The 24,784-nt window shown below is 42.5% G+C and carries 32 protein-coding genes; 17 read left to right on the forward strand and 15 right to left on the reverse strand.

Features of this window, described 5'->3' with window-relative positions; all coding sequences use genetic code 11:
* Positions 1-92: 92 nt before the first annotated feature.
* Positions 93-953 carry a CBS domain-containing protein gene (locus ACZ49R_RS06645; protein ID WP_464732447.1) on the forward strand — a complete coding sequence of 287 codons (861 nt, stop codon included), beginning with the start codon at positions 93-95 and terminating at the stop codon, positions 951-953.
* On the opposite strand, the gene ACZ49R_RS06650 is transcribed toward ACZ49R_RS06645, so the two are convergent.
* Positions 931-1,701, reverse strand: coding sequence for a PfkB family carbohydrate kinase (locus ACZ49R_RS06650; protein WP_464732448.1), 771 nt, complete (start codon positions 1,699-1,701; stop codon positions 931-933). The two genes, ACZ49R_RS06645 and ACZ49R_RS06650, sit on opposite strands and share 23 nt — an antisense overlap.
* Before the next feature lie 48 nt (positions 1,702-1,749).
* Between ACZ49R_RS06650 and ACZ49R_RS06655 the strand changes: the two genes are divergently transcribed.
* From ACZ49R_RS06655 to ACZ49R_RS06665, 3 genes are read left to right on the forward strand one after another with little or no spacing between them, the layout of a single operon-like run.
* The gene (locus ACZ49R_RS06655; RefSeq protein ID WP_464732449.1) at positions 1,750-2,718 is read left to right on the forward strand and encodes an ABC transporter ATP-binding protein; all 969 of its coding nucleotides are present in this window, start codon (positions 1,750-1,752) and stop codon (positions 2,716-2,718) included.
* A 1-nt stretch (position 2,719) separates the two neighbouring features.
* Positions 2,720-3,691, forward strand: coding sequence for an ABC transporter ATP-binding protein (locus ACZ49R_RS06660; protein WP_464732450.1), 972 nt, complete (start codon positions 2,720-2,722; stop codon positions 3,689-3,691).
* A gap of 22 nt (positions 3,692-3,713) precedes the next feature.
* Positions 3,714-4,142 carry a hypothetical protein gene (locus ACZ49R_RS06665; RefSeq protein ID WP_011762315.1) on the forward strand — a complete coding sequence of 143 codons (429 nt, stop codon included), beginning with the start codon at positions 3,714-3,716 and terminating at the stop codon, positions 4,140-4,142.
* Here the strand turns inward: ACZ49R_RS06665 and ACZ49R_RS06670 are convergent.
* The 3 genes from ACZ49R_RS06670 to ACZ49R_RS06680 are packed head-to-tail and all read right to left on the reverse strand — an operon-like array spanning position 4,139 to position 5,384.
* On the reverse strand, positions 4,139-4,855 hold the full coding sequence (locus ACZ49R_RS06670; protein ID WP_464732451.1) for a 30S ribosomal protein S4e: 717 nt from the start codon (positions 4,853-4,855) through the stop codon (positions 4,139-4,141). The two genes, ACZ49R_RS06665 and ACZ49R_RS06670, sit on opposite strands and share 4 nt — an antisense overlap.
* Positions 4,856-4,857: 2 nt before the next feature.
* The gene (gene rplX, locus ACZ49R_RS06675) at positions 4,858-5,229 is read right to left on the reverse strand and encodes a 50S ribosomal protein L24 (protein WP_011762313.1); all 372 of its coding nucleotides are present in this window, start codon (positions 5,227-5,229) and stop codon (positions 4,858-4,860) included.
* Between the two features lie 29 nt (positions 5,230-5,258).
* The gene (locus ACZ49R_RS06680) at positions 5,259-5,384 is read right to left on the reverse strand and encodes a hypothetical protein (RefSeq protein WP_464732452.1); all 126 of its coding nucleotides are present in this window, start codon (positions 5,382-5,384) and stop codon (positions 5,259-5,261) included.
* Between the two features lie 55 nt (positions 5,385-5,439).
* Between ACZ49R_RS06680 and ACZ49R_RS06685 the strand changes: the two genes are divergently transcribed.
* Genes ACZ49R_RS06685 through ACZ49R_RS06695 form a run of 3 tightly spaced genes read left to right on the forward strand, consistent with a single transcriptional unit; the run spans position 5,440 to position 7,209 of the window.
* Positions 5,440-6,732: an MBL fold metallo-hydrolase gene (locus ACZ49R_RS06685; protein WP_011762312.1), complete on the forward strand. Its 1,293-nt coding sequence runs from the start codon at positions 5,440-5,442 to the stop codon at positions 6,730-6,732.
* Between the two features lie 11 nt (positions 6,733-6,743).
* Positions 6,744-6,929, forward strand: coding sequence for a hypothetical protein (locus tag ACZ49R_RS06690; protein WP_464732453.1), 186 nt, complete (start codon positions 6,744-6,746; stop codon positions 6,927-6,929).
* Between the two features lie 7 nt (positions 6,930-6,936).
* Positions 6,937-7,209 (forward strand): hypothetical protein, encoded by a 273-nt coding sequence (locus ACZ49R_RS06695; RefSeq protein WP_464732454.1) that lies wholly within the window; start codon positions 6,937-6,939, stop codon positions 7,207-7,209.
* Here ACZ49R_RS06695 and ACZ49R_RS06700 read toward each other — a convergent pair.
* Complete coding sequence (locus ACZ49R_RS06700) at positions 7,183-7,683, reverse strand: hypothetical protein (RefSeq protein WP_464732455.1); 501 nt, start codon at positions 7,681-7,683, stop codon at positions 7,183-7,185. The two genes, ACZ49R_RS06695 and ACZ49R_RS06700, sit on opposite strands and share 27 nt — an antisense overlap.
* Before the next feature lie 44 nt (positions 7,684-7,727).
* On the opposite strand from ACZ49R_RS06700, the gene ACZ49R_RS06705 reads away from it, so the two are divergent.
* The 4 genes from ACZ49R_RS06705 to ilvC all read left to right on the forward strand — a co-directional run bounded on the left by ACZ49R_RS06705 (position 7,728) and on the right by ilvC (position 11,194).
* Positions 7,728-8,177, forward strand: coding sequence for an NUDIX hydrolase (locus ACZ49R_RS06705; protein ID WP_464732456.1), 450 nt, complete (start codon positions 7,728-7,730; stop codon positions 8,175-8,177).
* Between the two features lie 118 nt (positions 8,178-8,295).
* Entirely contained in the window at positions 8,296-9,963 is a 1,668-nt protein-coding gene (gene ilvB / locus ACZ49R_RS06710) for a biosynthetic-type acetolactate synthase large subunit (RefSeq protein WP_464734102.1), read from the forward strand.
* On the forward strand, positions 9,956-10,186 hold the full coding sequence (locus ACZ49R_RS06715; protein ID WP_464732457.1) for an ACT domain-containing protein: 231 nt from the start codon (positions 9,956-9,958) through the stop codon (positions 10,184-10,186). Before ilvB ends, ACZ49R_RS06715 begins: the two co-directional genes overlap by 8 nt.
* A 12-nt stretch (positions 10,187-10,198) precedes the next feature.
* Positions 10,199-11,194: a ketol-acid reductoisomerase gene (gene ilvC, locus ACZ49R_RS06720; protein WP_464732458.1), complete on the forward strand. Its 996-nt coding sequence runs from the start codon at positions 10,199-10,201 to the stop codon at positions 11,192-11,194.
* Between the two features lie 9 nt (positions 11,195-11,203).
* Here the strand turns inward: ilvC and ribH are convergent, their stop codons facing one another.
* Complete coding sequence (gene ribH / locus ACZ49R_RS06725; RefSeq protein ID WP_053240289.1) at positions 11,204-11,656, reverse strand: 6,7-dimethyl-8-ribityllumazine synthase; 453 nt, start codon at positions 11,654-11,656, stop codon at positions 11,204-11,206.
* A gap of 82 nt (positions 11,657-11,738) precedes the next feature.
* On the opposite strand from ribH, the gene ACZ49R_RS06730 reads away from it, so the two are divergent.
* Genes ACZ49R_RS06730 through ACZ49R_RS06740 form a run of 3 tightly spaced genes read left to right on the forward strand, consistent with a single transcriptional unit; the run spans position 11,739 to position 13,330 of the window.
* Positions 11,739-11,927 (forward strand): HTH domain-containing protein, encoded by a 189-nt coding sequence (locus ACZ49R_RS06730; RefSeq protein ID WP_011762304.1) that lies wholly within the window; start codon positions 11,739-11,741, stop codon positions 11,925-11,927.
* Between the two features lie 46 nt (positions 11,928-11,973).
* Positions 11,974-12,762: a polyprenyl synthetase family protein gene (locus ACZ49R_RS06735; RefSeq protein ID WP_464732459.1), complete on the forward strand. Its 789-nt coding sequence runs from the start codon at positions 11,974-11,976 to the stop codon at positions 12,760-12,762.
* A 43-nt stretch (positions 12,763-12,805) separates the two neighbouring features.
* Positions 12,806-13,330, forward strand: coding sequence for an NTPase (locus ACZ49R_RS06740; protein WP_464732460.1), 525 nt, complete (start codon positions 12,806-12,808; stop codon positions 13,328-13,330).
* A gap of 48 nt (positions 13,331-13,378) precedes the next feature.
* On the opposite strand, the gene ACZ49R_RS06745 is transcribed toward ACZ49R_RS06740, so the two are convergent.
* Entirely contained in the window at positions 13,379-13,870 is a 492-nt protein-coding gene (locus ACZ49R_RS06745; protein WP_464734103.1) for a Rab family GTPase, read from the reverse strand.
* A gap of 251 nt (positions 13,871-14,121) precedes the next feature.
* Between ACZ49R_RS06745 and cc1 the strand changes: the two genes are divergently transcribed.
* Together cc1 and ACZ49R_RS06755 are read left to right on the forward strand one after the other, a co-directional pair.
* Positions 14,122-14,295 (forward strand): DNA-binding protein CC1, encoded by a 174-nt coding sequence (cc1, locus tag ACZ49R_RS06750; protein ID WP_011762245.1) that lies wholly within the window; start codon positions 14,122-14,124, stop codon positions 14,293-14,295.
* Between the two features lie 39 nt (positions 14,296-14,334).
* Positions 14,335-15,006, forward strand: a complete 672-nt coding sequence (locus tag ACZ49R_RS06755; RefSeq protein ID WP_011762300.1) for an MBL fold metallo-hydrolase — start codon at positions 14,335-14,337, stop codon at positions 15,004-15,006.
* On the opposite strand, the gene ACZ49R_RS06760 is transcribed toward ACZ49R_RS06755, so the two are convergent.
* The 5 genes from ACZ49R_RS06760 to ACZ49R_RS06780 all read right to left on the reverse strand — a co-directional run bounded on the left by ACZ49R_RS06760 (position 14,963) and on the right by ACZ49R_RS06780 (position 19,486).
* Positions 14,963-15,739 (reverse strand): hypothetical protein, encoded by a 777-nt coding sequence (locus ACZ49R_RS06760; RefSeq protein WP_464732461.1) that lies wholly within the window; start codon positions 15,737-15,739, stop codon positions 14,963-14,965. The genes ACZ49R_RS06755 and ACZ49R_RS06760 overlap by 44 nt on opposite strands.
* Entirely contained in the window at positions 15,740-16,396 is a 657-nt protein-coding gene (locus ACZ49R_RS06765) for a DUF47 domain-containing protein (RefSeq protein WP_464732462.1), read from the reverse strand.
* Between the two features lie 22 nt (positions 16,397-16,418).
* Positions 16,419-17,516 (reverse strand): AmmeMemoRadiSam system radical SAM enzyme, encoded by a 1,098-nt coding sequence (gene amrS, locus ACZ49R_RS06770; RefSeq protein WP_464732463.1) that lies wholly within the window; start codon positions 17,514-17,516, stop codon positions 16,419-16,421.
* Between the two features lie 427 nt (positions 17,517-17,943).
* Positions 17,944-18,363: a 30S ribosomal protein S11 gene (locus tag ACZ49R_RS06775; RefSeq protein WP_011762295.1), complete on the reverse strand. Its 420-nt coding sequence runs from the start codon at positions 18,361-18,363 to the stop codon at positions 17,944-17,946.
* A gap of 34 nt (positions 18,364-18,397) precedes the next feature.
* Positions 18,398-19,486: an SPOUT family RNA methylase gene (locus tag ACZ49R_RS06780; protein WP_464732464.1), complete on the reverse strand. Its 1,089-nt coding sequence runs from the start codon at positions 19,484-19,486 to the stop codon at positions 18,398-18,400.
* A 65-nt stretch (positions 19,487-19,551) separates the two neighbouring features.
* Between ACZ49R_RS06780 and ACZ49R_RS06785 the strand changes: the two genes are divergently transcribed.
* Entirely contained in the window at positions 19,552-20,001 is a 450-nt protein-coding gene (locus tag ACZ49R_RS06785; protein WP_464732465.1) for a DUF2258 domain-containing protein, read from the forward strand.
* On the opposite strand, the gene hsp20 is transcribed toward ACZ49R_RS06785, so the two are convergent.
* The 3 genes from hsp20 to ACZ49R_RS06800 are packed head-to-tail and all read right to left on the reverse strand — an operon-like array spanning position 19,998 to position 24,777.
* Positions 19,998-20,519 (reverse strand): archaeal heat shock protein Hsp20, encoded by a 522-nt coding sequence (gene hsp20 / locus ACZ49R_RS06790; RefSeq protein ID WP_464732466.1) that lies wholly within the window; start codon positions 20,517-20,519, stop codon positions 19,998-20,000. The genes ACZ49R_RS06785 and hsp20 overlap by 4 nt on opposite strands.
* Before the next feature lie 31 nt (positions 20,520-20,550).
* Positions 20,551-22,767 (reverse strand): CDC48 family AAA ATPase, encoded by a 2,217-nt coding sequence (locus ACZ49R_RS06795; RefSeq protein ID WP_464732467.1) that lies wholly within the window; start codon positions 22,765-22,767, stop codon positions 20,551-20,553.
* Positions 22,768-22,800: 33 nt separating this feature from the next.
* Entirely contained in the window at positions 22,801-24,777 is a 1,977-nt protein-coding gene (locus tag ACZ49R_RS06800) for a CBS domain-containing protein (RefSeq protein ID WP_464732468.1), read from the reverse strand.
* Positions 24,778-24,784: the final 7 nt, after the last annotated feature.

Genomic DNA, 24,784 nt, shown 5'->3' on the forward strand with positions numbered 1-24,784 from the left:
GGTCTAGCGATACGATGAGCAAGAGACCGATCGCTGAAGCATATATAATCTGCCTACAGAAGTATATTTATATTGGGGGTAAATTCTAAAAGATGGTTAACTTTTCCGACTCCGTATATAATGTATTAAAAGTGCTTGTTGAACTATATAATAAAGGGAATACTCCCGTTAAATCTAAAGATATTGCCAGCGCGTTGGGTATACACGAGGGCTATGTGCGTAATATGCTCTCAATTCTCAAGTCTATGGGACTTGTGATAAGTAAAGCGGGGCCTCACGGCGGGTACATACCTACTTCAAAAGCCACAGATATGTTATCTCGTCAAACGTTTTCTGTGCCTATAGTTTCGCTTAGTAACGTCATCGGATACGCATTAGATATAACTCTAATAGGTTTGCTGTCAGACAAACCTCTTGCTTCAATGCGCGTTATAGGGGATTTAACAGAATACATAGAACGAGAGGTAAGAATAGGACCTCTTCCTAACGGCTTAGTGTTAATTGGAAAGATAATAAAGGCCGATATAGAGGCGTTGGTAGAAATAACTTCGATCGTCTCTATACCTAGGACATCTGTGAAAAACATAATGACGCCGAATCCTGTGGTGGCTAAGCCAGACGATACAATAGCTCCTTATGTAAAACTATTTATAGAGAAGAGATACAGGGGCATACCTGTCGTAGATGAAAATGGAAAGCCTATTGGTCTTCTAATGGCTTCTAAACTAATGGAGACTTTATCCTTGTGTAAACTTGATGCTAAGGTTAAAGACGTAATGGTAAAAGATCCTCCAACTATATATGAGGATGAAGACATACATGAGGCAATACGTTTAATGGTCGCGGGGGGTATTGGCAGACTGTTGGTAGTAGATTCTGAAGACAGGTTGGTCGGTATTATAACTAGAACAGATATTCTCAGAAGAATAGCTACTCTTGAACAACTTGTATAGTACAATCATACTCGTACCGCTGGACTCTTTTAGTTATTAAAAACCCAGCCGTATACTTACTAGCCTCACATACCGAAGCTAATAAATCCATGCCTCTTATATAGTGGTAGAGGGTTAAAACCGCTAGAAATACGTCGCCACTACCTGTGACATCCTCTACGTTAAGTCTTGCACTGTTTATATAATACAATTTGCTACCCATAACAACATATGAGCCCTCTTCGCCGAGCGTATATACAACATATGGCCATCTCTTAGCGAAATTTAGGAGTTCTTTCATCGACATTTGTATATCGTCATATGAAAAATGTACCAAATTTGCATCAGGGAGCGGTATTTTAGCACGTAAATACCCCTGTAGGTCTGCCACAACAATTTTTGCACGTATCTCTGCATCCCTAAGCTCATCATACACTGGGGACAAAATTACAATGTCCCCCTCTACTCTCTCTATACCTCTCGAAGGCTTTTTTACTAGTCTAACATTCCTGGGCTTTGTTCTGTAGTCTAGCTCAAATGTTGTAGTGACGTCCGCCTCTATTAAATCGGCTTTTACACCCATTTCTTGAAATATTTTTCTTAGTTCCATTGCTACTTCCGATGATACAACACCTAAGACTCTTACATTATTATATAGTGCGGCTAGTGCAAGAGATGCATAATATGTAGGCCCGCCGTATCTCTTAAAAATACCTTTGTTTGTGTATATGATGTCAATTGTTGGATTACCCACTATTGTTACTTCCACACATGGCAAGAACGAAATAAATATATATAGTATTATTTAGAGCGTTTTATGCCGCCTTTACTTGAGCTACGCAATGTAAAGATGTATTACAGCACATCTAGAGGTGTTGTAAGGGCTGTTGACGGAATTTCCTTTAGGTTAAACAAGGGGGAGGCTATGGCTCTTGTAGGCGAAAGCGGTAGTGGCAAAAGTTCACTAGCATTTACAATAATAAGACTGTTGCCACGTAATGTCGCTGAATTCAGCGGAGAAATTTTCTTTTATGACGACGAATTAGGAACTATAGACTTGATGAAGATGAGCGAGGAAGAAATTAGGAGAAAGATACGTTGGAAGAAAATATCTATGGTGTTTCAAGCGTCTATGAACGCCCTGAATCCTGTATTGAGAGTGCGTGACCAAATGATAGAGCCCCTAGTCTTACATCTTGGTCTTTCAGAAAATGAAGCTTTAAAAATTTCCGAAGAAGCTCTCCGTTCCGTAGGCCTTACTAAAGATGTATTAATGAGATATCCTTTTGAACTTTCTGGAGGCATGAAACAGAGAGTAGTAATTGCTATGGCCATTATGATGAAACCAAAGTTAATAATTCTAGATGAGCCAACTTCTGCTCTTGATGTAATTACTCAAGCAAATATTATGAATTTATTAAAAGAACTAAAAACAAAATATAATTTATCGTATATCCTTATTACTCACGATATAGCTTTAGCCTCTGAAATAGCCGACAAAATTGGCGTTATGTATGCCGGAAAACTTGTAGAACTAGCGCCTGCGGATGTCTTTTTCTATAAACCAAAACATCCATACTCACAGAAACTACTTGCTGCTGTGCCTACATTACGTGAAGAAAAGACTATAGAATATATCCCAGGCGATGTACCTAGTCTCATCACGCCGCCGTCTGGCTGTCGTTTTCACCCCCGATGTCCCTATGCGATAAAAGGCAAATGCGACAAAGAAGAACCTGTAATGAAACATATAGAAGAAAGCGAAGTTGCATGCTGGTTGTATTAATATGTCGTTGTTAGAAGTTAAAGAACTTAAGACATGGTTTCCTGTAAAAAGGGGACTTTTTAGCCCTGTGAGACATGTGAAAGCGGTAGATGGAGTTAGCTTCTCAATGGAAAAAGGCGAGGTTTTAGCAGTGATTGGAGAGTCGGGATCTGGAAAGACTACACTAGGAAGAACAATTTTAAGACTTATAAAGCCCACCTCTGGCAGGATAGTATTTGAAGGCAAAGATGTTACGTATCTTCCAGAGTCTGAACTTAGGTGGTATAGATTTTCAACCGCAATGGTGTTTCAAGACCCCTTCAGTTCTTTAAACCCATATCATACAGTACAGTATATACTAGAGGAGCCGCTTATACTCAGAGGCGTAGATCCCAAAGAGAGGTATGAACTTGTCATAAAAGCTCTAGAGGAGGTAAAACTTGTGCCGCCTGAAGACTTCCTCAGAAAATATCCACACATGTTGAGCGGCGGTCAGAGACAGCGCGTGGGTATTGCGAGAGCGCTTATTACAAGACCCAAGTTTATTGTTGCCGACGAGCCCGTCTCAATGCTCGACGTATCTATTAGAGCAGAGATACTTTCTCTCATGCGATCCTTACAGACCAAATACGGCATTACGATGATGTACATTACCCACGATATAGCCACTGCGAAATATTTATCTGACAAAATATTAGTTATGTATGCTGGAAAGGTTGTAGAGTATGGTAGATTTAGAGATGTTATAAAGGAGCCTTTACATCCATATACTCAAGCTCTAATAGAGGCTCTGCCTGATCCAGATCCCTCTAATAGACTTAAGGTTAGAAAAGTGCCGCCTGGCGAGCCGCCTAGTTTGTTAAATCCGCCGTCTGGCTGTCGTTTTCACCCCCGATGTCCCTATGCGATAAAAGGCAAATGCGACAAAGAAGAACCCAAATTAATAGAGGTGAAGAGCGGGCATTACGTAGCTTGTTGGCTATATAACAAATAAAAACATAGTATCAACACATACTATGCGAATTGAAAGAACAGGTCAGCCTGTTTCGAAACTTCTACAACTTCTTGAAGAAGACTTAAAGCGAGAAGATATAATATATCTTGAGAGGGTACCATCTCCTAAGGCTAATGAGAGATATCGGGATGTAGTATCACGGTTTTTTACAGAATTTGGCATAGCTACTGTATACATTAAAGTCAGAGGGTCTACGTTTGAAAGACGGTATGTGATAAATGCAAAATACGATTGGGCAGTAGGGGGCGTTGTAGAGGGGTGGGTTGTGGAGGGCGACGTCGTGCGAGTGTATGAACCTATAGCCATTAGCCTAAGTGATATAGGAAAAGCTCTTGATTACTACGGAGATGCGTATTGGAAAGCCGAAGAGAGAATCTTATCGAAGAAGATGGCTGAGGTTTATACAGAAGAGAAGCCTCCTGCTGATTAAGGAGAGATTTTTATAACAGGAGCTTCAGATCCTGTTATCATTATGTAGTCTAGAATTGTTCTTCTCACTTCTTCATTTCTTTTTAACGCGACAACGGACTGTCTTCTTTTTAGTGTCCAAACAATTTCATATAATTTTCCAGAGAAGCCTACATTACCACCGCGGGTGACTACAGCATAGGCTCCCAGCTTAAATGGTATATGCATTTTTATATTTTTATTCTGTAAATCGTATAGCACAGTATCAAAGGTTTTTATATGACGACCTACGTCTTGAGATACTATTAAGTTTCTACCATCGTGGAAATGTAGTTGCAACTTACCACCTTTTACTGCAGTTTTCCCCTCTACCCTTAGCAATTTCAACGTTGCCTCTTCTGAAGAAATAGGAATGAGGGCATAATACTTTTTCTCGTCTGGCACAACTCTGTAAATTTCTCCCGTTGGCACGATTTCTACAACGTCCATAAGACCCACTGGGAACTTATAGTCTTTTCTAATGACGCCGTCGATTTTTACATATCCTCTCGATATTATATATCTTGCTTCACGCATTGTCTTAGCATATTTTAGTATGTCTCTTATGATTATTGCAAGTGGCAACGAATAGGCAAGACTATGGGGCCCTGGAGAAGGTCTTACTACCCATACTCCTCCGATCTTCCGCGGTATAGGCCACCAGTATGGTGCAGTTGTACGACGTAGATGTACCATATCTACTCCTTCTTTCTTCTCTGTATTATTTTCTGTCTAATCTTATCCGATGTATCGATATCTATTATCATCACTTTAGAGGGATGTATTGGGTAATACACGGTTTGACCCTTGCTATTTGTCCTGGTAGCTCCCTCTACATATATTCTCACCTTCTTAAGATCTACTTTAACGACTTTGCCGGTAACACCTTTGAAATCCCCTCTCATTATCATAACCGTATCGCCGCGTCTTACAGGAAGTCTTTTTACGCCCAATTTTTTCTGTAAATCAGGTGAGAGCTTTGCATTGAATAGCTTATGTCTTAAATGTAGCGGCGCCGTGTATAGGCTAAGCCGTTGTCGTCTAGGCTGTATAGATGTAGTAAACGGCATGAGACGCCCCAGTAGATTGATATATAAATTTATCTGCGCTTCCCGAGCTCTCTTTCCCTAGCTTTTGCTAGTACTTCGTTTATCTCTTCCAACTCTCTAAGAATTCTTCTATTTATTTCGATTATTCTGTCTAGGTACCTACTGACTTCTTCCACAAGGTTAGGAGACACCCCTCTAAAAATAGTTTTATTTCTAAACTACGGCAGGTTTGTGAAAATAAGATTCTTAGGCGGCGCAGGCGAGGTAGGTAGACTAGCTGTTTTTTTAAAAACAGCGTCAAATGGCATATTGCTAGACTACGGCGTATCTTTTGACGCACAAGGCAGGCCGGTATTTCCGCTTCACATACGCCCGCGAGACCTCACAGCGGTTTTTCTCAGCCATGCCCACTTGGATCACAGCGGCGGACTTCCTTTACTCTATATTTCGTCTAGGACTCCTATTTATTCGACATCTCTTACTATGGAGCTAAGCGATTTGATGTATACAGATGCAATAAAACTCTCTGGATATTATCTGCCTTATACGCAAGAAGAGGTTAGAGAAACCATGGCAAGCGCTATACCTCTTATATACGGCGAGCCCGTAGAAATTGGTAGAGACGCTGTTTTAACAATCTATAACGCCGGTCATATACCTGGGAGTGCAATAGGCGTAGTTGAAGTGGAGGGTTGGGTTGTGGTTTTTACAGGCGACTTCAACACAGTGGATACAAACCTACTTAGGGGGGCTGATGTATATAACTTGCCGAAAAACCCCGACGTTATAATAATGGAGGCGACATATGCCTCTACGGATCATCCACCACGCGAGAAACTTGAAAGAGATTTTATACAGGCTGTAAGAGAAACTTTAGAGGGCGGTGGCTCTGTGTTAATACCGTCTTTTGCACTAGGTAGAGCACAGGAGATTTTACTAACGCTGGTGAAACATGGTGTAGATAAATACCCAATATATATCGATGGACTTGCGAGACAGATAAATCAAATCATTGCGAGATATCCACATCTGTTAAGAGACCCCGGCCTTTATAAAAAAGCCCTAGAAGTAGCTATAGAGGTACCTAGTGCGTATGTGAGAAAAGGGGCGCTAGAGGAACATTCAGTGATTATAGCCCCAGCAGGCATGTTAAAAGGCGGCGCTGCTTTATATTACTTCAAAAAGATGGCACAAAACAAGAAAAATGGTATATTCCTACCATCTTTCCAAGCTCCAAATACGCCTGGGTTTGAAATTTTAAGTAAAGGATACGCTGTAGTTGACGGTACAATAATAAAAGTTGACGCAAGACTTGAATGGTTTGACTTCAGCGCACATGCTGGGAGGAGGGAATTAGAGCATTTTATAAAGAGGTTCTCTAGAGATACGAAGATCATACTTGTACACACAGATCCTCTATCTGCATCAGTATTAATCCGACGCCTTATAAACGAGGGATATGATAACATCTATCTCCCAACAGCGCCAGGAGAAGAAGTTCGCATCAGTAGTTTAAAAGAGTAACTTTGTTTAATGTGAAGATATTTGTAAAAAAGATTGACGATACTTTAGTGCCGGAGCTTGTGGAAGTGTCCCCTAAGATGTTACGTAAGAAGAAGATCTCCCTCAGAGATATTTATATTATCCTAGAGGACGATGATATAGACTTAAATTTTATAGAGAAAGAATTACAAGTGCGAACTTTACTGGGAGATATATAAGCTCGGCGTGCCGGTTGTAAGAGGGCCGTCGCTGTTGGCAAAGATTCTTGGATGCCCGACTCAGTGCGATTGTGATGTGGTTATACACGTCAACGACTTAGACAAAATCAAGGAGAGGAAGTGCGTGTGGAGTGTGGAAGATAGTTCCTTTATCCATAGGCATATATGGATAGGCGGTTATCCGCATATATCTCTTGAAGATATGGAAAAGATAAAGGAGAGAGAGATCCTGGATGTAATTAACTGCATAAAACTAAAGATGAATTTCGTGGATTTTTAGCCTTCTGCCGTCTTCAGCAGGTAGGATAAAAGTTACCTTATACGCATCGCCAAAATATATAGCTGCTAAATCTTCGCCTATGTGAAACTCGCCATCTAGTGTATGTAGTATACATTTCTCACAATTGAGCTTTATATATTCCACAGTATCTCTTAGCGTTTTTATAAGGTCTTTTGGAGTCCCCTTCACTGCAAACATAACACTGCCATGGTTACTATGTAGATGTGGATGGATGTGTGCGCCATAGGTTTGTGCTATGTGGTCCATCAGTTTTGCAACTTCCTTTGTAAATTCATTCTCTTCAAATGTATGGTGATGATGCTCTTCTTCGTCTTCCTCATACTCCTCTCCCTCTTCAGTAGCCACCAGAGTAAGGTTAATAATTATCTCGAGGGGCTCTCCTGAAGATATTCTCATGAGGTCTGTCTCTAGTCTCCTCCATTCTTCAATTCCCAATTTTATCTTACTAAACACTCACTGGTACCATCTCACATTTTAAAAACTTATTGATAAGACTCATGGTTAAGAAATGTATCGTTGCTAGCGGTGTATTGATAAGGGACGACAGAGTCTTAATGATAAAACACAGGCGACTTGGCGTATATCTCTACCCAGGCGGGCATGTGGAAGAGGGAGAAACTCCTATAGAAACTCTTGTGAGAGAGTTTGAAGAAGAAACGGGCTTAGTAGTAGAGCCCATAGGATATGTTCACGGCATAAAAGACGATAACGTTGTTGAAAGGCCGCTTCCCTTTGTCATATTAGAGGAGGTTGTACAATACCCAGAGGAGGTGCATATACATTTCGATCTCATTTACTTAGTAAGAGAGGTGGGAGGTGTTCTAAGAAGTGGCGTGTGGATTGATATATCAGATATAGATAGCATAGAGACATATCCAAATGTGCGAAATGTAATAAAATTGGCTACAAGAGCTATAAATACTCTATATATAGGGAAGAACGTTTAAATATTTGTATTTTTGCATAACTAATGTCGGGGGTAATTTCGGGGCTCGAAACGGGGATTCAAAACGAGTTGTAGACAAACTAGTTGAAACATTCAAAGCCTATAAGATAAAACATATCTTGGGAATACCCGGCGGGTCTATAATGACGTTATATGATGCATTATACGACCAAGAGATAGAGCCTATCCTATTTCGCCACGAACAAGGCGCAATGCACGCGGCAGAAGGCTATGCTAGAGTTTCAGGGAAGCCGGCTGTTGTAGCTGTTACAAGCGGTCCAGGGGCTACAAACGTCGTGACTGGGCTAACCAACGCATATATGGACTCTACGCCTCTAGTAGTAATCACGGGACAGGTAGCTACAAACATATTTGGGAGAGACGGATTCCAAGAAACAGATATCCTAGGCGTGGTAACTCCAATTACAAAATTTGTATACCAGGTTAGAAAACCCTCAGAAGCTTCTTCAGCGTTTAAAACAGCCTATGAGATTTCAATCTTAGGAAGACCTGGGCCTACATTAATAGATCTCCCCAGAGATATCCAAATTGCCCCTGCACCTGATTACGAGGATAAAATCGTTGTAAATAGAGAGAAGTTTATACCGCCTCCGCCAGATGTAGATAAAACTAGACTTGCAGCTAAATATCTATCGGAGGCCGAAAGACCAGTAATTCTTGTAGGAGGCGGCGTGTTGTGGTCAGGCGCAACTCCAGAGGTTTTAGAGCTTGCAAAAACTCTATACGCGCCCATCGTTTCTACTCTACCTGGCAAAGCGGCAATACCCCACGACTTTCCGCTATACATGGGACCCGCCGGTATGCATGGCCGGGCTGAGGCCGATGCCGCGTTAGCAAATGCAGATGTCATACTAGCAGTGGGCACTAGATTTAGCGATAGGACGTGGGGACGTTTCAAAGAGTTGATAGAATATGTAAAGAGCGGCAGAATTAAGCTAATCCATATTGATATAGATAAAAGCGAGATAGGTAAAAATGTAAAACCAACTATAGGTATAGTAGGAGATGCAAAAGAAACACTAAGACTACTACTAGACTACATACACATATCAAGTTTTAGAAATCAGAAATTTATAGATTGGCTCCTAGAAATTCGAAAAAAATATGAAGAAACCATGGCTAAGATATCGGCGTCAACGCCGGCATTTCATCCGTGGAAGGCGTTGAAAATCCTAAGGGCCGCGGCTCCTAGAGATACGATTACTGTCACTGGCGTTGGCTCGCATCAGATGTGGGCAGAAATTGTATGGGACGTCTATGAACCTGGGACATTTATAACATCCGCTGGGCTAGGCACAATGGGCTTCTGCGTCCCGGCCGCGTTAGGAGCTAAACTAGCCGCAAGAGAGAGACCTGTCTTGTGTATTGACGGAGATGGATCCTTCCAGATGACTATGAACAATCTAGCTCTCGTAAGAGATTACAACTTGCCCATAGTGGTCGTAATTTTTGACAACAGAGCTTTGCAGCTAGTTAAACAATGGCAGATATACCTATACCAGAGGAGAATAATTGCGACTGAGTTTAGCAAGAGACCCGACTTCTTAAAGATAGCAGAGGCGTACGATATAGATGCAATTAGGCCAGAGAGTTATGAACAGCTAGAGAAAGCTGTGGCAAAAGCGTTGAGAAATAACGAACCTTTGATAGTGGACTTGACGATTGATAGCGAATACGACATAGTGCTACCGTGGGTTAAGCCTGGCGATTGGTTAACTTCCGCAATATTACCGCCAGGTATGGATGTCAAATTGACGTATGAGTAATATTAACATAATTGTGCCAAAGTCTTTAGACGCCCTTGGCCGCGTTATAGCAATTACGCGCAGAGCAAAAGTCCAACTGATTAACATGTCTGTAATACTAGAGGACTCTATGTATAAGATTTACATGAGAGTAGAGGGACCTCCAGATGAAGTTCGATGGCTAGTTGCTAAGCTGGATAAATTACCCGAGGTGTTAAAAATAGAAGAATATATAAACAGCTAGAGTTTTATAGATATGGCAAAGATCTATACTGACAAAGACGCATCTTTAGAGCCTCTAAAGGGGAAGACTATAGCAGTAATCGGATATGGCATACAAGGCAGGGCACAGGCTTTAAACCTAAGAGACAGCGGGCTGAAAGTAATAATTGGTTTAAGAAAGGGGGGCAACTCGTGGAATCTAGCAGTTTCGGAGGGGTTTGAAGTATACGAAGTTAGTGATGCTGTTGCGCAAGCAGATGTAATAATGGTGTTGATTCCCGATATGGAACAACCAAAGGTGTGGCAAAACCAGATAGCACCATTTTTAAAAGAGGGCGCCGTAGTTGACTTTGCCCACGGCTTTAACATACACTACGGCCTTATAAAACCGCCTAAAAATGTCGATGTAATAATGGTTGCACCTAAGGCGCCGGGTAAGGCCGTTAGAGAGGAATTTTTGGCAGGAAGAGGGGTGCCTGCGCTTGTAGCAGTACACCAAGATTATAGCGGCGCGGCTTTGAAATATGCGCTTGCTATAGCCAAGGGCATTGGCGCAACCAGGGCAGGAGTTATTGAAACTACATTTGCCGAAGAGACGGAAACAGATTTGATAGGCGAACAGATCGTATTAGTGGGCGGACTTATGGAGTTGATCAAAAAGGGGTTTGAGGTGCTTGTAGAAATGGGGTATCAACCAGAGGTGGCCTATTTCGAGGTTTTAAACGAGACCAAACTCATCATGGACTTAATATGGCAAAGAGGTATCTACGGAATGTTAAACAGCGTCTCCGACACCGCTAAGTACGGAGGTTTAACAGTGGGGCCTAAAATAATTGACGAAGAAGTAAAGAAAAAAATGCGGATCTTTGCACTTCGTGTAAAAAGCGGCGAATTTGCCAAGGAATGGGTCGAGGAATATGCAAGAGGCGGTCTCACACTAAAAAAGTTGATGGAGTCTGCAAGAACCCACCCCATAGAGATAGTAGGCGCCGAGATGAGAAAGCTGTTATTTGGACGGCAGCAAGAGTAGTTTATTGCACTAGTCTATATACACCGTCGAACCTGTATATTTCGCCTCCTTTAGAGCTCTCTTTCTTCTCGCTAATTTTACAGCTGCCTCTACAGCACGTCTGGCATACTCTTCTACTCTCTCAAGCGCCTGTATTCTATTTGCGCCATGTCCAATAATCCCGAGAGTAATAGGCTTGTCCACTTCAACTGCAATATCTAGTATTTTCCTAGCAGCTTGAGTAGCGACTATTTCGTCATGTTTTGTCGCGCCTTGTATCACTGCACCAAGTGTGGCAATTGCATCAACATCGTTTTTCGACGCCAACTCTTTTAACACCATTGGTATGTCAAAAACACCAGGGACTTTAACTACATACGTGACCTCAGCGCCTAAAAACTTCGCATGTTCAAGAGCTTTTTGTAACATTAGTTGTGTAATATCGTAGTTAAACTCTGCTACTACAAGCGCGAGTTTAACCATATAGGAACGATACAACACCATTATTAAAGTTGGCGCTGCTCTCGCCTTAAATCTTTAAATATTGCGGACTTTATTTTTATTTATGCCATCTGGCGTAAAAGCTAAAATATACGAATATCTGTCCCAGAATAAAGGTAAAGAATTTACAGCAGAAGAAATAGCAAAAGTCCTAGGTGTAGAAAAAGTAGCAATTGTAAGAGCACAACTCACCAGGCTTGTGAGAGAGGGAAAGGTAGAGAAAACAGCAGAAGGCCGCTATAGAGCAAAGTAATATTTTTGCGAAAGCTTAGTATTTAATCCACAAAGATTTTTTACCCGTGTCATTACCTCGCGAGATTCTAACGGCGCTTGAACAAGTCAGAGAACTTCTCCAAAACGTTGGAAAGAATGTTGAGCCTAGATCTCTTCGCGACGTTATACGTTACTACATAGAGACCCCAGGAAAACTCCTTAGGCCTATTCTCCTTCTCACATTTTCCTATAGTCTTGACAGAAAGTCTATATTTGAAACAAAGATTATACAAGCAGCGGCTATAGTAGAGTTATTACATATTGTATCTTTACTTCAGGACGATGTCATGGACAAACACGACGAAAGAAGAGGGGTTAAGACGCCACGGGCATTATATGGGGATGGAAGATCTATAGTAGCAAGCGACTGGATTATTGCAGAGTCTATAAAAAGGGCGTTGCAGCTTGGGCCAGAAGTTGTAGAATATCTAGCAGATGTCGCACAGAGACTATCAATAGGACAAGCCTTAGATCTTGACGGCGAATACAAAAAAGCCGCAGAGTTTAAAACTGCACCGCTCATTGAGGCCACGCTGGTGTTGCCGATCATTCTATTAGGTAGAAGAGAACTTTTTGATACCGCTACAAAATTAGGTCGCTTGCTTGGCATATTATATCAGTATTCAGATGACTATAGCGACGAGAAAAGAGAAAAAGACGATATGGTAAATATCGCGATAGAAATAAAGAAAATGTTAATGAAATTAAAAAGTACATTAGGCGAGACATTCGCCCCATTTGAAAGACTTATAAAAGGTATTATTGAAAAAGCACTAGAAGGTACTTTAACGCCATCAAGAAGTTTTATATCTTGATATATCTCCAAGACATATGATGAAGCTAGACTAAGCCGAATATATGACGTTGCGTGAAAGGGCTGAACTTAAATTAGGAATCTCCGGTATGCCGGGTGTTGGAAAAACAACATTAGTAACAAAGGTATTGGAAGTAGCTAAATCTAAATTTGCCATATGTGGGTTTATAACAGTAGAAGTAAGAGATGGCGGAAAAAGAATAGGATTTGATATAATAGATGTCAACTCCGGAGAGAGAGAGTCCTTTGCCAGAGAAGGAATTGGCATGCCTTCCGTCGGCAAATATGTAATTAATCTAGGTGCGTGTACTCTTATAAGCAAGGCTTTGCGGCATAAGCCATGCGACTTGGCTATAGTTGATGAAATTGGCGCCATGGAATTCAAGTGCCCAAATTTCACAACTGACTTGGAAGAAGTAGTATCAAATACCCCGAGAATTTTAGCGACCATACATAGGAATTATATAGGTATCGCAAAAAGATTGGGGTTTGAGGTCATTTGGCTTACGAGAGAAAACTGGGAAATGACATATAAACAAGTACTCAAACGATTAGGACTTTCTATGTAGCCATACTTTGATAAATAGACATTATGTCTAAAGCAATATTCTAATTGTCTAATCATGGTCTCCTAGTATAATTTTTACAAAAACCTCAGGGGGGTCTCTGACAGCAGATATATAGTATACCTCTTCGGCACCTATAGAAGTTGCGATCTCGTCTGCTTCAATATAGAACCCTATCTCAGCCGCTAAATCCATCTTATTACCAACAATAACTATTTCTTTTGCTACTTGAGAGCCCTTCTCTATGAATAAAGTATGTAATTCTGAAATCGCGGAAAGAGACTCATAATTGGTCACATCGTACATATAGATAAGTCTGTCAATAACCGGTATTTTAAATGATGCAAACTTCATCGCCACGTCAAATACACGTTGACCTGGCACATCTACTAAATCGACTTCCAGATCCCCAAAGTAAATTCTATAATAACTAGGTCTTAGCGTAAGTACAGGCGTATCCGATATCTTAAGTATTCTATAAGCAAAAGTGGTCTTTCCGACTCCGCCAACGCCTAATATAGCAACAATTTTTCTATACACCATATATACGAATAAGAGAGCCACGCCCATTTAAATACTGAATGTAATGTATTTTCTTGCCTTTACTATTTAGATCGAGACCTACAAAAAAAGGTCTAGAGCAATATAGAATATACAGAAAGAGAAAAACTACATAAATAAAACAAAGAAGAAATAGAACATCCCCAATATTTATTTCATAAAGAATACTGTAGAATAAAATACAGTATCCAAATTAAACAAAAGCTTTATAAACCAATGAGTATTGTCAACACATGTCCAAGAAGCAAAAGTTGAAGTTCTACGATATTAAGGCGAAGCAGGCGTTTGAGACTGATCAGTATGAGGTTGTTGAGAAGCAGACTGCCCGCGGGCCGATGTTATTTGCAGTAGCAAAATCCCCATACACAGGAATAAAAGTCTACAGACTAATCGGCAAAAAGAAATAAGGAAAAATAAAAATACTTTTTTAACCTCTACTCTTTCTTATGCCATATAGGTTCAAAAATCTGACCATATATTGGTTAGGGCATGACGCTTTTAGAATTGTCGGAGAAGGCGCGGTTTTATACATAGATCCATACCAGATACAACTTGGCGAGCCTAAGGCCGATATTGTGCTTATTACTCATGAACATTTTGATCATTGCGATCCACCGTCTATTCAGCGGTTGAAGAAGCCGTCTACTATAGTGGTTGCGCCAAAGATCGCCAGGCAATGTGTAGGCAAAGTTGTCACAGATATCGTAGAGGTGACGCCGGGTGAGACAAAGAGCATTGAAAATATCCAAGTTACAACTTATCCAGCGTATAATATAAACAAATATAGAGATATTGCGCGTGGTGTGGTATTTCACCCCAAGCAAGATGGAAGAGTGGCATATCTTATAAAGTGGGGCGACGTTAGTATATTCCACGCTGGAGATAGCGACTTTATACCAGAGTTTAGAGATATAAAAACAGACGTAGCTCTAGTGCCTGTGTCTGGCGTATACGTAATGACGCCTTCTGAAGCCGCCGAGTTTGTAAACACAATAGAGCCAAAGGTAGCTATACCAATGCACTATGGCGCAATAGTGGGCTCGAGGAGAGAAGCCGAAGAGTTTAAACGGCTTGTTAAACCAGGGATAGAAGTAGTGATTTTAGAGCGGGAAATATAGCGGCGGCTATTAACGCTATAATTATTCCGACGTAAGTTCTTACGAATTTCTCTATCTTTATTAATCTTATACTAGAGCTTAATGAGGCAACTAACATAGCAGAGTAGGCGACTAATGTAAATGATACAGGTATGTTAAATGATATTCCAATAAACGCGCCAATTATAGTAGCTAAGTTTATTGCCACTACGGTTCTTGGCCTGAGCGCCACCAGATCTGCCACCCACCGTGAAAAGCCGAGACCAAGATATGTTCCGACTACAACCGCTAATGTGGCTAGTGGTATATTGCGTGAAAATAACGCCACGTTGTTATATCCGAATACGTACATCAGTAAGAAAAGCGATGGTAATATCATTATGTCGCTTCTTTTTAATAGTTTACATAGTGGGAAAACTATAAGAGAGACTGTGGGCGATGTCAACCACAGAATTACGGCGTCTGGCCTGAGTGAGTATATAGCATATCCTACTATAGATATTGGTATGCTTATCTTAGCTATAGACAACGCGGTGTAAAGGGCCGCGATATATAGGAATTCGCTTGTCTCCACGTGTATGTGTGACATATGGCTTGTGGATATGCCTAGAAGTTGTCCCGCCACGGCGATTATAAAAGATCTTCTAGGCCCGACGCCCGTGCCCCATGCGGTGGGGCCTAGAAGCACTAGCGAATTGTTATATATCAGTATGAGGGCTAGTAAAAACGTGTATATATCTTCTAGGTCTTCCATTTATATTGATGTTGAGATAGTTGCCAGGTGGTAGGCCGCGTCTTGTATATTGTCGGCTATTTTATCAGCTGTATATACCAAGGAGATTAAATGGTTGAACTCTACGGCGTTTAGTTGGAGCCCGTAGGCTTTGTCTAATATATTCTCCTTTATTTCGTCAATTTCTTCTTCAAGAGAACTTATGAGACGCGCATATCGCCTGATATCCTCATCTCCTTTTGCATTAAGCATGTTTTGGAAATATTCTAGCATAGTTTTTATAAGATCGAGCATTTCTTTTACCTCTGTGATAATAATTGTATATATCTGTTCGCTTGACCACAAGTGGTAGCCTCTTCTGATTTCTTTAATCGCGAAATATATCAAGTCGAGGATATTATCTACGTTATCAAGCAGAATTAAAACCACATTTGTGATTGTCGGCACAACAGCTCCCTGGGCAACTCTATCTACCAAGTCTCTGACTATCTCGTCGCCCTCTCTCTCTAAAGCTGTCACTTTTCTCAGCGCCTCGTCTACAAAGCTCTTGTCAATAGATTTTGCAGATATCAACTCCTGCAATATGCGAAGAGATTCGAATGAGAGACCTATGTGGACTTTTAATTTGGTCCTTATATCTTCTAAACCGCTTGAAAAAATCTTTTTCAGCCGTTGCACCACTCTATTATATTACTATTTATTAAGATTCGCGCTTGACCCACTTGGCAAATGCATGTATCGGCACATAGACAAAGCGAAACTCCTCTCTCCACGTTGGCATAATACGCCCCTTTATGTTAATCTTGGCGCCACAGAACTTACATCTGTATTCTCCCCCCTTCTCTATAAGGTTTATTTCTAAGATGTCAAAGCCCCTTCTCTTGATTACCACACGTCCACACTCTGGACAGTAGGTGTGTTCATAACGGTGGCCAGGCACGTTGCCCACGTAGACATATTTTGCCCCCTCCTCCTTGGCGACCTCTACATGTTTTTCCAAGGTCTCTATAGGTGTTGGAAAGAGGTGGCGCATGTTGTAATCTGGGTGGAAGCGTAGGAAGTGTATTGGGACTTCTGGCCCTAATATGTCTATTATCCGTCTCACGAGTTTTCTAGCCTTTTCTAAGTCGTCGCCAACTTCAGGCACGACAAGATCTGTTATCTCTACCCATATGCCATATTTTTTCATCTCTGCGAGAGTCTCAAAGATGGGCTCTGCGTCAGTAATATATACATATCTCCTTAGGAATTTCTCGTCTGCATTTCCTTTGAAGTCTACAGTTGCCGCATCTAAAAACTCGCTTGCGTATTTCACAGCCTCCGGGGTCATATAGCCATTGGTGACAAAGGTGTTAAAGAGCCCTTTTGAACGGGCTAATATGCCGACGTCGTGGGCAAACTCTATGAAAATCGACGGCTCGTTATATGTGTATGTAATTCCGTGGGCTCCGTAGCTTTCTGCAATCTTTACCAATAACTCCGGCGTAACTTCAAAACCTTCAGCTCTCCTCCTCTGGCTTAGCTCGTAGTTTTGACAATATTGACAAGCCCAGTTACATCCAAAAGTTGAAAACGAGAGAACTAAAGCCCCTGGGTAGAAATGTGTCAACGGCTTTTTTTCTATTGGATCTACAGCTATGGCAGAAATTAAGCCGTATACATCGAGCCTTAAGACTCCGTCTCTTACAGTTCTAACACCACAGAACCCCGTCTGGCCCTCTCTTAACTTACATCTCCTGGCACAAGCCAAACACTCTATTCTGCCATCTGACAATTTCTTACTAAGTACAGCTTCCACAGCAAAACCGCTTTTTATAATAAAAAATGTTTGGTCAGCGTAGCTCAGCGCGTTCACAATTCACAAAGCTTTTCTCATCAACCCGTTTAACTCAGCTGTTCCAGCGCCGGCCATATGAGGCCATAAATGCCTTGTCATCACTAGACATATATAGTTTAGAGGTTTAAAACTTCAAATGTGCTACACCTCTCTAACTTAGCTATTTCCTGGATCTCTACCTCATGATAATGGCGCATTGGAAAATCCATGTTTTCGCCTGCAATGATACGTATTGCTGAAAAAACCTCTCTGACATCTCCACATTTGCTAACTATGATTAATTTGCGGGCTTTTATTCTAGCTTGTTTAAGCAGATCATTAGGAACTCCGCGAGAGTTACGATTACTACAAAAGTCAAGTACGGCAAATAGACAGTCCTTTTTCTCCATTAGACTCTCCTCCCCTTGCGCCCGCTTGGCGGCCTTATTGTATCATGTGGTATTGGAGTGACGTCTTCTATTCTCCCAATTATAAGGCCGGACCTAGCTAGGGCTCTTATTGCAGCCGAGGCGCCGGGGCCGGGCACTTTCATGCCATAGCCGCCGGGTCCCCTCACTTTTATATGTACTGCGTTTATACCTCTTGCAAGAGCTAATTGCGCCGCTTTGTAAGCAGCTTGCATCGCCGCCCAGGGAGATGGTTTATCTTTATCTGCACGTACTACCATGCCGCCGCTTACGCGAGCTACAGTTTCGGCACCTGTTAAATCTGTTATAGTAATTATCGTATTATTTGAAGATGAATATATCCACGCTATGCCCCACCTCAACTTCTGTTGTTGCTGCTGCGGCTGTTCTGTAGCTGACATCGAAACTCGATATGATGAGGGCTATTTATCTTTTTCACTCTGAGGATCTCGGTCTCTTTTTCCCAACGTATTTAGGCAAGGCGTTTGCTTCCTCTAGCGCGCTTGCGATAGCCACAGCTAGCGAAGGTATTACAAAATCTGTGGCAATGGTGACCTCGGGCACTAAATCTACTACTAGAGATGCGAAACGAAATACGCCAGGCGGCACCCCCTCTCTAGACCCTATTAAAAAGTTTACTCTCTCTGCCTTGAATAACTCTGCTAATTTATCTTTGACATGTGTTATATAGTCTCCCTTAGGATCTGTAACTACCAAGGGCTCTCCCGCTCTATCTCTTACATATTGATATAACTCGTAAACATATATGGGGACTTTCCACACAGCTCTTCCATAGCTTTTCACCTGTATTTGGTATCTACTCTCTATGCCCTCCTCTACAGCTTCTAAAAACAACCTCAGCGTTTTTCCAGACGTCTGCTTGTAAAGCAAGATTGTAAGCTCACCAACTTCAAAGGTTTGTGCTGCTCTGCCTATTCTCTCTCCCATTTTTCGCACAGCCTCCTCATCTCCTTCATAGATAAACTGGCCTATTGCAACTTTTCTAAACGTCTCTAACGGCAGTGGTTTGTCACGTCTTAGTTTCCTATATTCTCTTGTGGCCGGAATACAAATGGCGGCGATATCTTGAAATATCTCAATATATAACGGCTTAGATGGCTCTTCTAGATCGACCTCGGCGTCTGTTGCTTCTTTCACGGCGGCGCCAACTCTCACATTTACGTCTATAGAAGTAAAGCTGTGTACCCCCCTTCTGGTAGTTCGAATTGCAAAGGTGTCGCCGCTCTTTATATACCTCTTAGCAACTTCCACAGCAACTCTCTCTATTTCGGAAAGTTCAGCTTTTGTCACGCCCTCCACCACAAGCACTTTGTCAGCTTCTGGCACCTTTTCCACTAACATTTTTGCAATTTCCCACTTATCGGCACTAACTCCATTTACAAAAACTATGCCGAGATAACCTTGGGGCGCGGGAGTTACCTCGACAGCAGAACCCAGAAGCTCCTTTATTATCGAGGCTACAACTTTCTCAAACCCTATTCTCACCTTTATTATCAAATCCATAAACGGTACACGCGGTAGACAAAAAAATCTAACTTAATAACTTAAATATATAATAATATTTAGTCATGGCAGCTTGGAAGCTAGAGGAGAATATACAGAGAGACCTTGAAAAAGCGCAGGAAAATGTTGAGTTATACGGCGGACATGTGGTCAAGGCGCCAAATAGGTATGAAATTAGAACCGGCGTAGTTGTGGCGGCTAGGTTTGCAGATAAACTAAGACGGACTGCTTTCGCAGTATTTGGGGGTGTACTACCGCGAGAGGAGATAGTGAGGGCAACCTCTGAGCTCAATAAGAAGATCTACGAGAAGCTTATTTCCATGGGCGTTGGAAAACTTGATATTGTACGTATAACAGTAGAGGCTATAATAGAAGGCGGAAAGTTAACGTTTGGAGAGCCTAAGATAGAGTGGTTTATACCCCACTCGGAGGTTGAAAAAAGAGTTATAGAGTGTGAAAGAAGAATAAATGAGATTAAGCAAAAAATCGAAACATTGCTAAGAGAGCTACCTTAGTCGATCTTTATCTCAAACCCTCTTTTTTTCTTCTCTACCTTCTCCAGCTCTATGGAGAGAACACCGTTTTTATACGTTGCCTTGGCCTTGTTTGGATCTACGGCGGCTGGCAACTTGATCTCCTTATGGTACTTCCTCTCCTTACCCCTAGCGTCTATTGTTAACGTCTTCCCGTCTTCGCTTATGTAGAGCTTTATATCCTCCTTCTCTACCCCTGGCATGTCTACAACAACCTTTATCTTGTCGTCCTCCTCTACTATGTCCGTAAGCGGATCAATCTCATCTACGACCTCTATACGTTCGACATCAGGTCTTCTCCTTACATTTCCAAATTCTCTAACTACGGGTCTTCCGTCGGGTCCCACAGTAATTTCAAAGCCATAGTAATAGTAGCGTGGTCTCCCACTGCCGACTTGTGAAGAAAATCTTCTAAAGTCTTCCTCTATTTGTCTCTCTATCTCTTCAAAGAATTTCTGCCATCTCCTCATGAATTTCTCAAATTCGTCAAAAATCGACATAGTAACCCTCCCTGTGTCACTATTTAAACTTTTATAGACCAACAACAGCACGTTTAATTCTTTTCGCCATTTCCTCGTAACGTCTTATATCCTCTGGGGTGAGCGATGGTGGTATTCTCTTTAGCGCTTCTTCGAAGTGCTTCCATGAGACTGGTTTTGCCTTTGGCGTTTTCTCTTTTATGGTTTCTCTTAGGGCGAGCATTGCCGCCTCTCTTACAAGCGCCGCAAGGTCTGCGCCGGTGTAGCCTTCGGTTTTCTTTGCTAACTCCTCCAGATTTACATCATCTCCTAACTTGATCTTTCTTGTATGGACCTTCAGTATTTCTATCCTCGCCTTTAAATCAGGCGGTGGGACGTAGATTATTCGATCAAAACGGCCCGGCCTTAATAATGCCGGATCTAAAATATCAGGTCTATTAGTGGCAGCCATGACGACCACGTTTTTGAGCGTGCCTATTCCGTCCATCTCGGCGAGTAGCTGATTGACCATTCTATCTGTGACTCCAGAATCACCAAGTCTGGAGCCTCTCGCAGGCGCTATTGAGTCTATCTCATCAAAGAATATAACGCAGGGAGCAGCCATGCGGGCTTTCTTAAAGATCTCACGTATGGCTTTCTCAGACTCGCCGACCCACTTTGAGAGAAGCTCGGGGCCTCTGACGGCAATGAAGTTAGCGCCCGATTCTGTGGCCACTGCTTTTGCAAATAGTGTCTTCCCCACGCCGGGCGGCCCAAAGAGGAGGATTCCCTTCGGCGGCTCGACTCCCAACTCGTCGAAGTAGTGTTTGTACTTCATAGGCCACTCTACGATCTCTCTAAGCTCCTGTTTTATAGTGTCGTATCCCCCGATGTCGTCCCAATGCACCTCGGGAACCTCAATGATTACCTCCCTTAGTACTGTTGGGTGTACATATTTCATAGCTTCTAAAAAGTCAGACATACCTACCTTTAACTTATTTAATACCTCTTGTGGTATGACGTCTTGTTCAATATTAATTATGCCCTTGTTCATAGCCTTTCTTAACGCCGCCATGGCGGCCTCTTTTGCAAGCGCCGCGAGATCCGCGCCGGTGTAGCCGTGGGTCATCTCGGCAATTTTATCTAGGTCAACCTCGTCACCTGGCGCACAAATCCCACTCTCAACATCGGCTTTTGTACATAACGGCATATTGCGTGTATGCACCGCCAGAATTTCACGTCTAGCTCTCTTGTCTGGCATAGGTATGTGGATTTCTCTGTCGAATCTTCCTGGTCTTCTTAGTGCTGGGTCTATTGCGTCTGGGCGGTTGGTTGCTCCTATTACTATTACTTGTCCTCTCTCTTGTAGTCCGTCCATTAGGGTTAGTAGTTGTGCCACTACTCGCTTTTCTACCTCTCCTGTGACTTCTTCGCGTTTGGGGGCTATGGCGTCTATCTCGTCTATGAAGATTATGGCTGGGGCGTTTTTCTTCGCCTCTTCGAAAATCTCCCTAAGCCGCGCCTCAGACTCGCCGTAGTATTTCGACATGATCTCGGGGCCGTTTATAGCGACGAAGTAGGCATTAGCCTCGTTAGCCACAGCCTTAGCGAGGAGAGTCTTGCCCGTGCCAGGGGGGCCAATCAAGAGGATACCCTTCGGAGGCTCAATACCCAAATGTTTAAACAACTCAGGATGCCTAAGAGGAAGCTCCACAAGCTCACGAATCTTCTGCTTAGCATCCTCCAAATCACCAATATCCTCCCAAGTGACCCTCGGAATGGAGAGCTCTGTCTCTTTTACAGGCTCTTCGCGTACTGTGACCTCTGTGTCTATAGAGACGTAGGCCGCTGGGCCGGGCTGCACTTGCACCACGACGAATCTGATGGCGCCGCCGTAGAAGGGCACGTCTATGGCCTGTCCTCTGGCCACTGGTTTGCCAAGGAGTATCTGTTTCTTTAGATACTCCGGGTCTACTCTGACAGGCTCTGTGGGCGCTAAGACCACCCTCTGGGCAGATTTTAAGACTGCCTTTCTAACTTTTACAGTATCTCCAATGCCAACGCCGGCGTTCTGTCTAATGATGCCGTCCATCCTAACGACGTCCTTATCCTCGTCCTCCGGATACGCCGGCCACACTTGGGCATAGGCCGACTTTCTACCAACGATTTCTACATAATCGCCAGGCTCTATGCCGAGTTTCCTCATTATACGCACAGGGATTCTAACAATACTTCTACCAACATCGCGCGACCTAGCTTCGGCAACTTTCAGAACAATCTCACTAGACATACAGTAAGTAATGTCCTAGATATAAAAAGAATTTCAAGACTGTTTGATCTCTCGTTCCACCTCTTTTACCTCTGCAACTTTCTCAGGCATGGCGTATGTAATATACACCCTGGCAAGGTCTTTTACTATGTCCATTTTATTAAGAACACCTACTAACCTTCCCTGTTCATCAAACACCGGCAATACTCCGTTTTCAAGTAATTTATCTATAATTTCGCCTACGTCGTTGTTAATAGAGATGTTTAGACTTACGGGTCTCATAACATCAAATGCCATTAATGTGCCGACTTTAGAATAGCGCAATCTTCTTAGACCTGTTGATACTTTTCTTAAAACGCCGGACTTTGTGAAGAAGATGATTTTCTCGCCTCTTAACGTTTCCTCAATAGGTCTTAAAGCGAGGTCGTCTACAGATACCACGCCTTTTATATCGTTACCCTCTGTTACAACAACACCATCTAGCTCATATGCATTTATCTTCTTTATCACAGAGTGTAAGCTGGCAAAGAAATTCACCGTGGCGATTTCCGCCGGCGTCATTAACTCTCCTACTTTTGCTTTTCTGCCACGCTCTTTAAACGCCTTTATAAGCTCATCCTTTGTCACTACGCCAACTGGCGTATTGTCTTCGCCTACTATTACTACATAGTCTGTACCAGCAGCTAACATCTTATATGCTATCTCCTCTACTGTTGTATTTAGAGCAGCAACTGGATAGTTTGTCTTCATTATGTCTCCGGCAGTGCCCTCCTCAACTAGTATTCTCACCGTCTCACCTGGCGCCGCCTGTTCCTTCAATATTAACATCTTGCCTTTTTGTCTCTTCCAGTACCCCAGCGATTTCTCTGCTATATAGGTAAGGAAGTCGCGCCTAGTTATAAACCCCACTATCTTTCCGCCGTCGTCTAATACAGCGACTATACTACTGCGGCTTCTTAGGAAAACTTTACGTATTCTTGAAAGCGTATCTCTGATATTAACAGATGGTATGTCGGTTAACATTACGTCTCTAGCTCTTAAGCCTGTGACGTGTTTAGACGGCCTAATCCCTATTGCGGTTTCTAACGTCGGTTTTTCAACAACTATCTCTATAGCTTTTCTAACCTCTATATCCTCCCTCCCCTCTTTAGGCCCATATAAATATGCATGTAGTATGTCCCACACAGTTACAGCTCCTATGACCCTCTGGTCTTTGTCGACGACTGGTACTACATATAACCCAGTCGTAGCCATATACTTCGCCACCTCTTCCACAGGTGTTTCAGGCGTTGCTACAGCTACGCCTCTAAACATAATTCTCCACACTCTTACAACTCCCGTGTGCTTACTCTCGCCTCTAGTCACGCGAGTGCCAAATAGCGGCCTGGGCTCGCCTGCGCCTCTGTACCACCTCCGCGACTTTACAAAGTCCCAAATCGTCAAAATTCCAACGGCGCCGTTTTCTCTGCTGAGAACTACATAGCCATCTACCTCGCCCCCGACAAGCTTTTTGAAAATTTTAGATACTCTCTCAATAGCTTTCACAAACCCCGCTCTGCTTTTCTTCTCGCCTAGGGGGGTGTAAATAGCGGCAACAGACTTAGCCTTAGGCTCTTTTAGCGCAAGAGCCGACAGAAGACCTCTCAATGTCACAATTCCGACGTATTTCCCCTCTTCATCTACTACAACTGCGCCCCACTTAGATTCCGCTATTAAAATCTCGGCAACGTTCTCTATTTTCCAACTCTCCTTGACTACGATCGGCGGATTTAAGAAATCGCCTATTTTGGCATCTAGCTTCTTACTTTTTATCAAGAGGGATGTATGTGGATATACAACTCCAGCTACGTCTTCTGAAAAGATAGATTTAAACACAGGCACTACGTCAATTGGGAATTTTCTCAGATACGAGACGAGAGTCTCCAGAGTCGTGTTTGTAGTAACTCTAAACGGAGGATGTTCAACAACGTCTTTTACATATTGAGGGGCTTCGGGCCTCACGACTTTTTTAACTTCTTCTTTCTTTAACACACGTCGA

Source organism: Pyrobaculum organotrophum, assembly GCF_055384425.1.

What these genes read in the sequence shown, in the direction of transcription:
- ACZ49R_RS06645 (WP_464732447.1), top strand. Translation starts at nt 93, where the DNA reads ATGGTTAACTTTTCCGACTCCGTATATAATGTATTAAAAGTGCTTGTT.
- ACZ49R_RS06655 (WP_464732449.1), top strand. Translation starts at nt 1,750, where the DNA reads ATGCCGCCTTTACTTGAGCTACGCAATGTAAAGATGTATTACAGCACA.
- ACZ49R_RS06660 (WP_464732450.1), top strand. Translation starts at nt 2,720, where the DNA reads ATGTCGTTGTTAGAAGTTAAAGAACTTAAGACATGGTTTCCTGTAAAA.
- ACZ49R_RS06665 (WP_011762315.1), top strand. Translation starts at nt 3,714, where the DNA reads ATGCGAATTGAAAGAACAGGTCAGCCTGTTTCGAAACTTCTACAACTT.
- ACZ49R_RS06670 (WP_464732451.1), bottom strand. Translation starts at nt 4,855, where the DNA reads ATGGTACATCTACGTCGTACAACTGCACCATACTGGTGGCCTATACCG.
- rplX (WP_011762313.1), bottom strand. Translation starts at nt 5,229, where the DNA reads ATGCCGTTTACTACATCTATACAGCCTAGACGACAACGGCTTAGCCTA.
- ACZ49R_RS06705 (WP_464732456.1), top strand. Translation starts at nt 7,728, where the DNA reads ATGGTTAAGAAATGTATCGTTGCTAGCGGTGTATTGATAAGGGACGAC.
- ACZ49R_RS06715 (WP_464732457.1), top strand. Translation starts at nt 9,956, where the DNA reads ATGAGTAATATTAACATAATTGTGCCAAAGTCTTTAGACGCCCTTGGC.
- ilvC (WP_464732458.1), top strand. Translation starts at nt 10,199, where the DNA reads ATGGCAAAGATCTATACTGACAAAGACGCATCTTTAGAGCCTCTAAAG.
- ribH (WP_053240289.1), bottom strand. Translation starts at nt 11,656, where the DNA reads ATGGTTAAACTCGCGCTTGTAGTAGCAGAGTTTAACTACGATATTACA.
- ACZ49R_RS06730 (WP_011762304.1), top strand. Translation starts at nt 11,739, where the DNA reads ATGCCATCTGGCGTAAAAGCTAAAATATACGAATATCTGTCCCAGAAT.
- ACZ49R_RS06740 (WP_464732460.1), top strand. Translation starts at nt 12,806, where the DNA reads ATGACGTTGCGTGAAAGGGCTGAACTTAAATTAGGAATCTCCGGTATG.
- ACZ49R_RS06745 (WP_464734103.1), bottom strand. Translation starts at nt 13,870, where the DNA reads ATGGTGTATAGAAAAATTGTTGCTATATTAGGCGTTGGCGGAGTCGGA.
- cc1 (WP_011762245.1), top strand. Translation starts at nt 14,122, where the DNA reads ATGTCCAAGAAGCAAAAGTTGAAGTTCTACGATATTAAGGCGAAGCAG.
- ACZ49R_RS06755 (WP_011762300.1), top strand. Translation starts at nt 14,335, where the DNA reads ATGCCATATAGGTTCAAAAATCTGACCATATATTGGTTAGGGCATGAC.
- ACZ49R_RS06760 (WP_464732461.1), bottom strand. Translation starts at nt 15,739, where the DNA reads ATGGAAGACCTAGAAGATATATACACGTTTTTACTAGCCCTCATACTG.
- ACZ49R_RS06775 (WP_011762295.1), bottom strand. Translation starts at nt 18,363, where the DNA reads ATGTCAGCTACAGAACAGCCGCAGCAGCAACAACAGAAGTTGAGGTGG.
- ACZ49R_RS06780 (WP_464732464.1), bottom strand. Translation starts at nt 19,486, where the DNA reads ATGGATTTGATAATAAAGGTGAGAATAGGGTTTGAGAAAGTTGTAGCC.
- ACZ49R_RS06785 (WP_464732465.1), top strand. Translation starts at nt 19,552, where the DNA reads ATGGCAGCTTGGAAGCTAGAGGAGAATATACAGAGAGACCTTGAAAAA.
- hsp20 (WP_464732466.1), bottom strand. Translation starts at nt 20,519, where the DNA reads ATGTCGATTTTTGACGAATTTGAGAAATTCATGAGGAGATGGCAGAAA.
- ACZ49R_RS06795 (WP_464732467.1), bottom strand. Translation starts at nt 22,767, where the DNA reads ATGTCTAGTGAGATTGTTCTGAAAGTTGCCGAAGCTAGGTCGCGCGAT.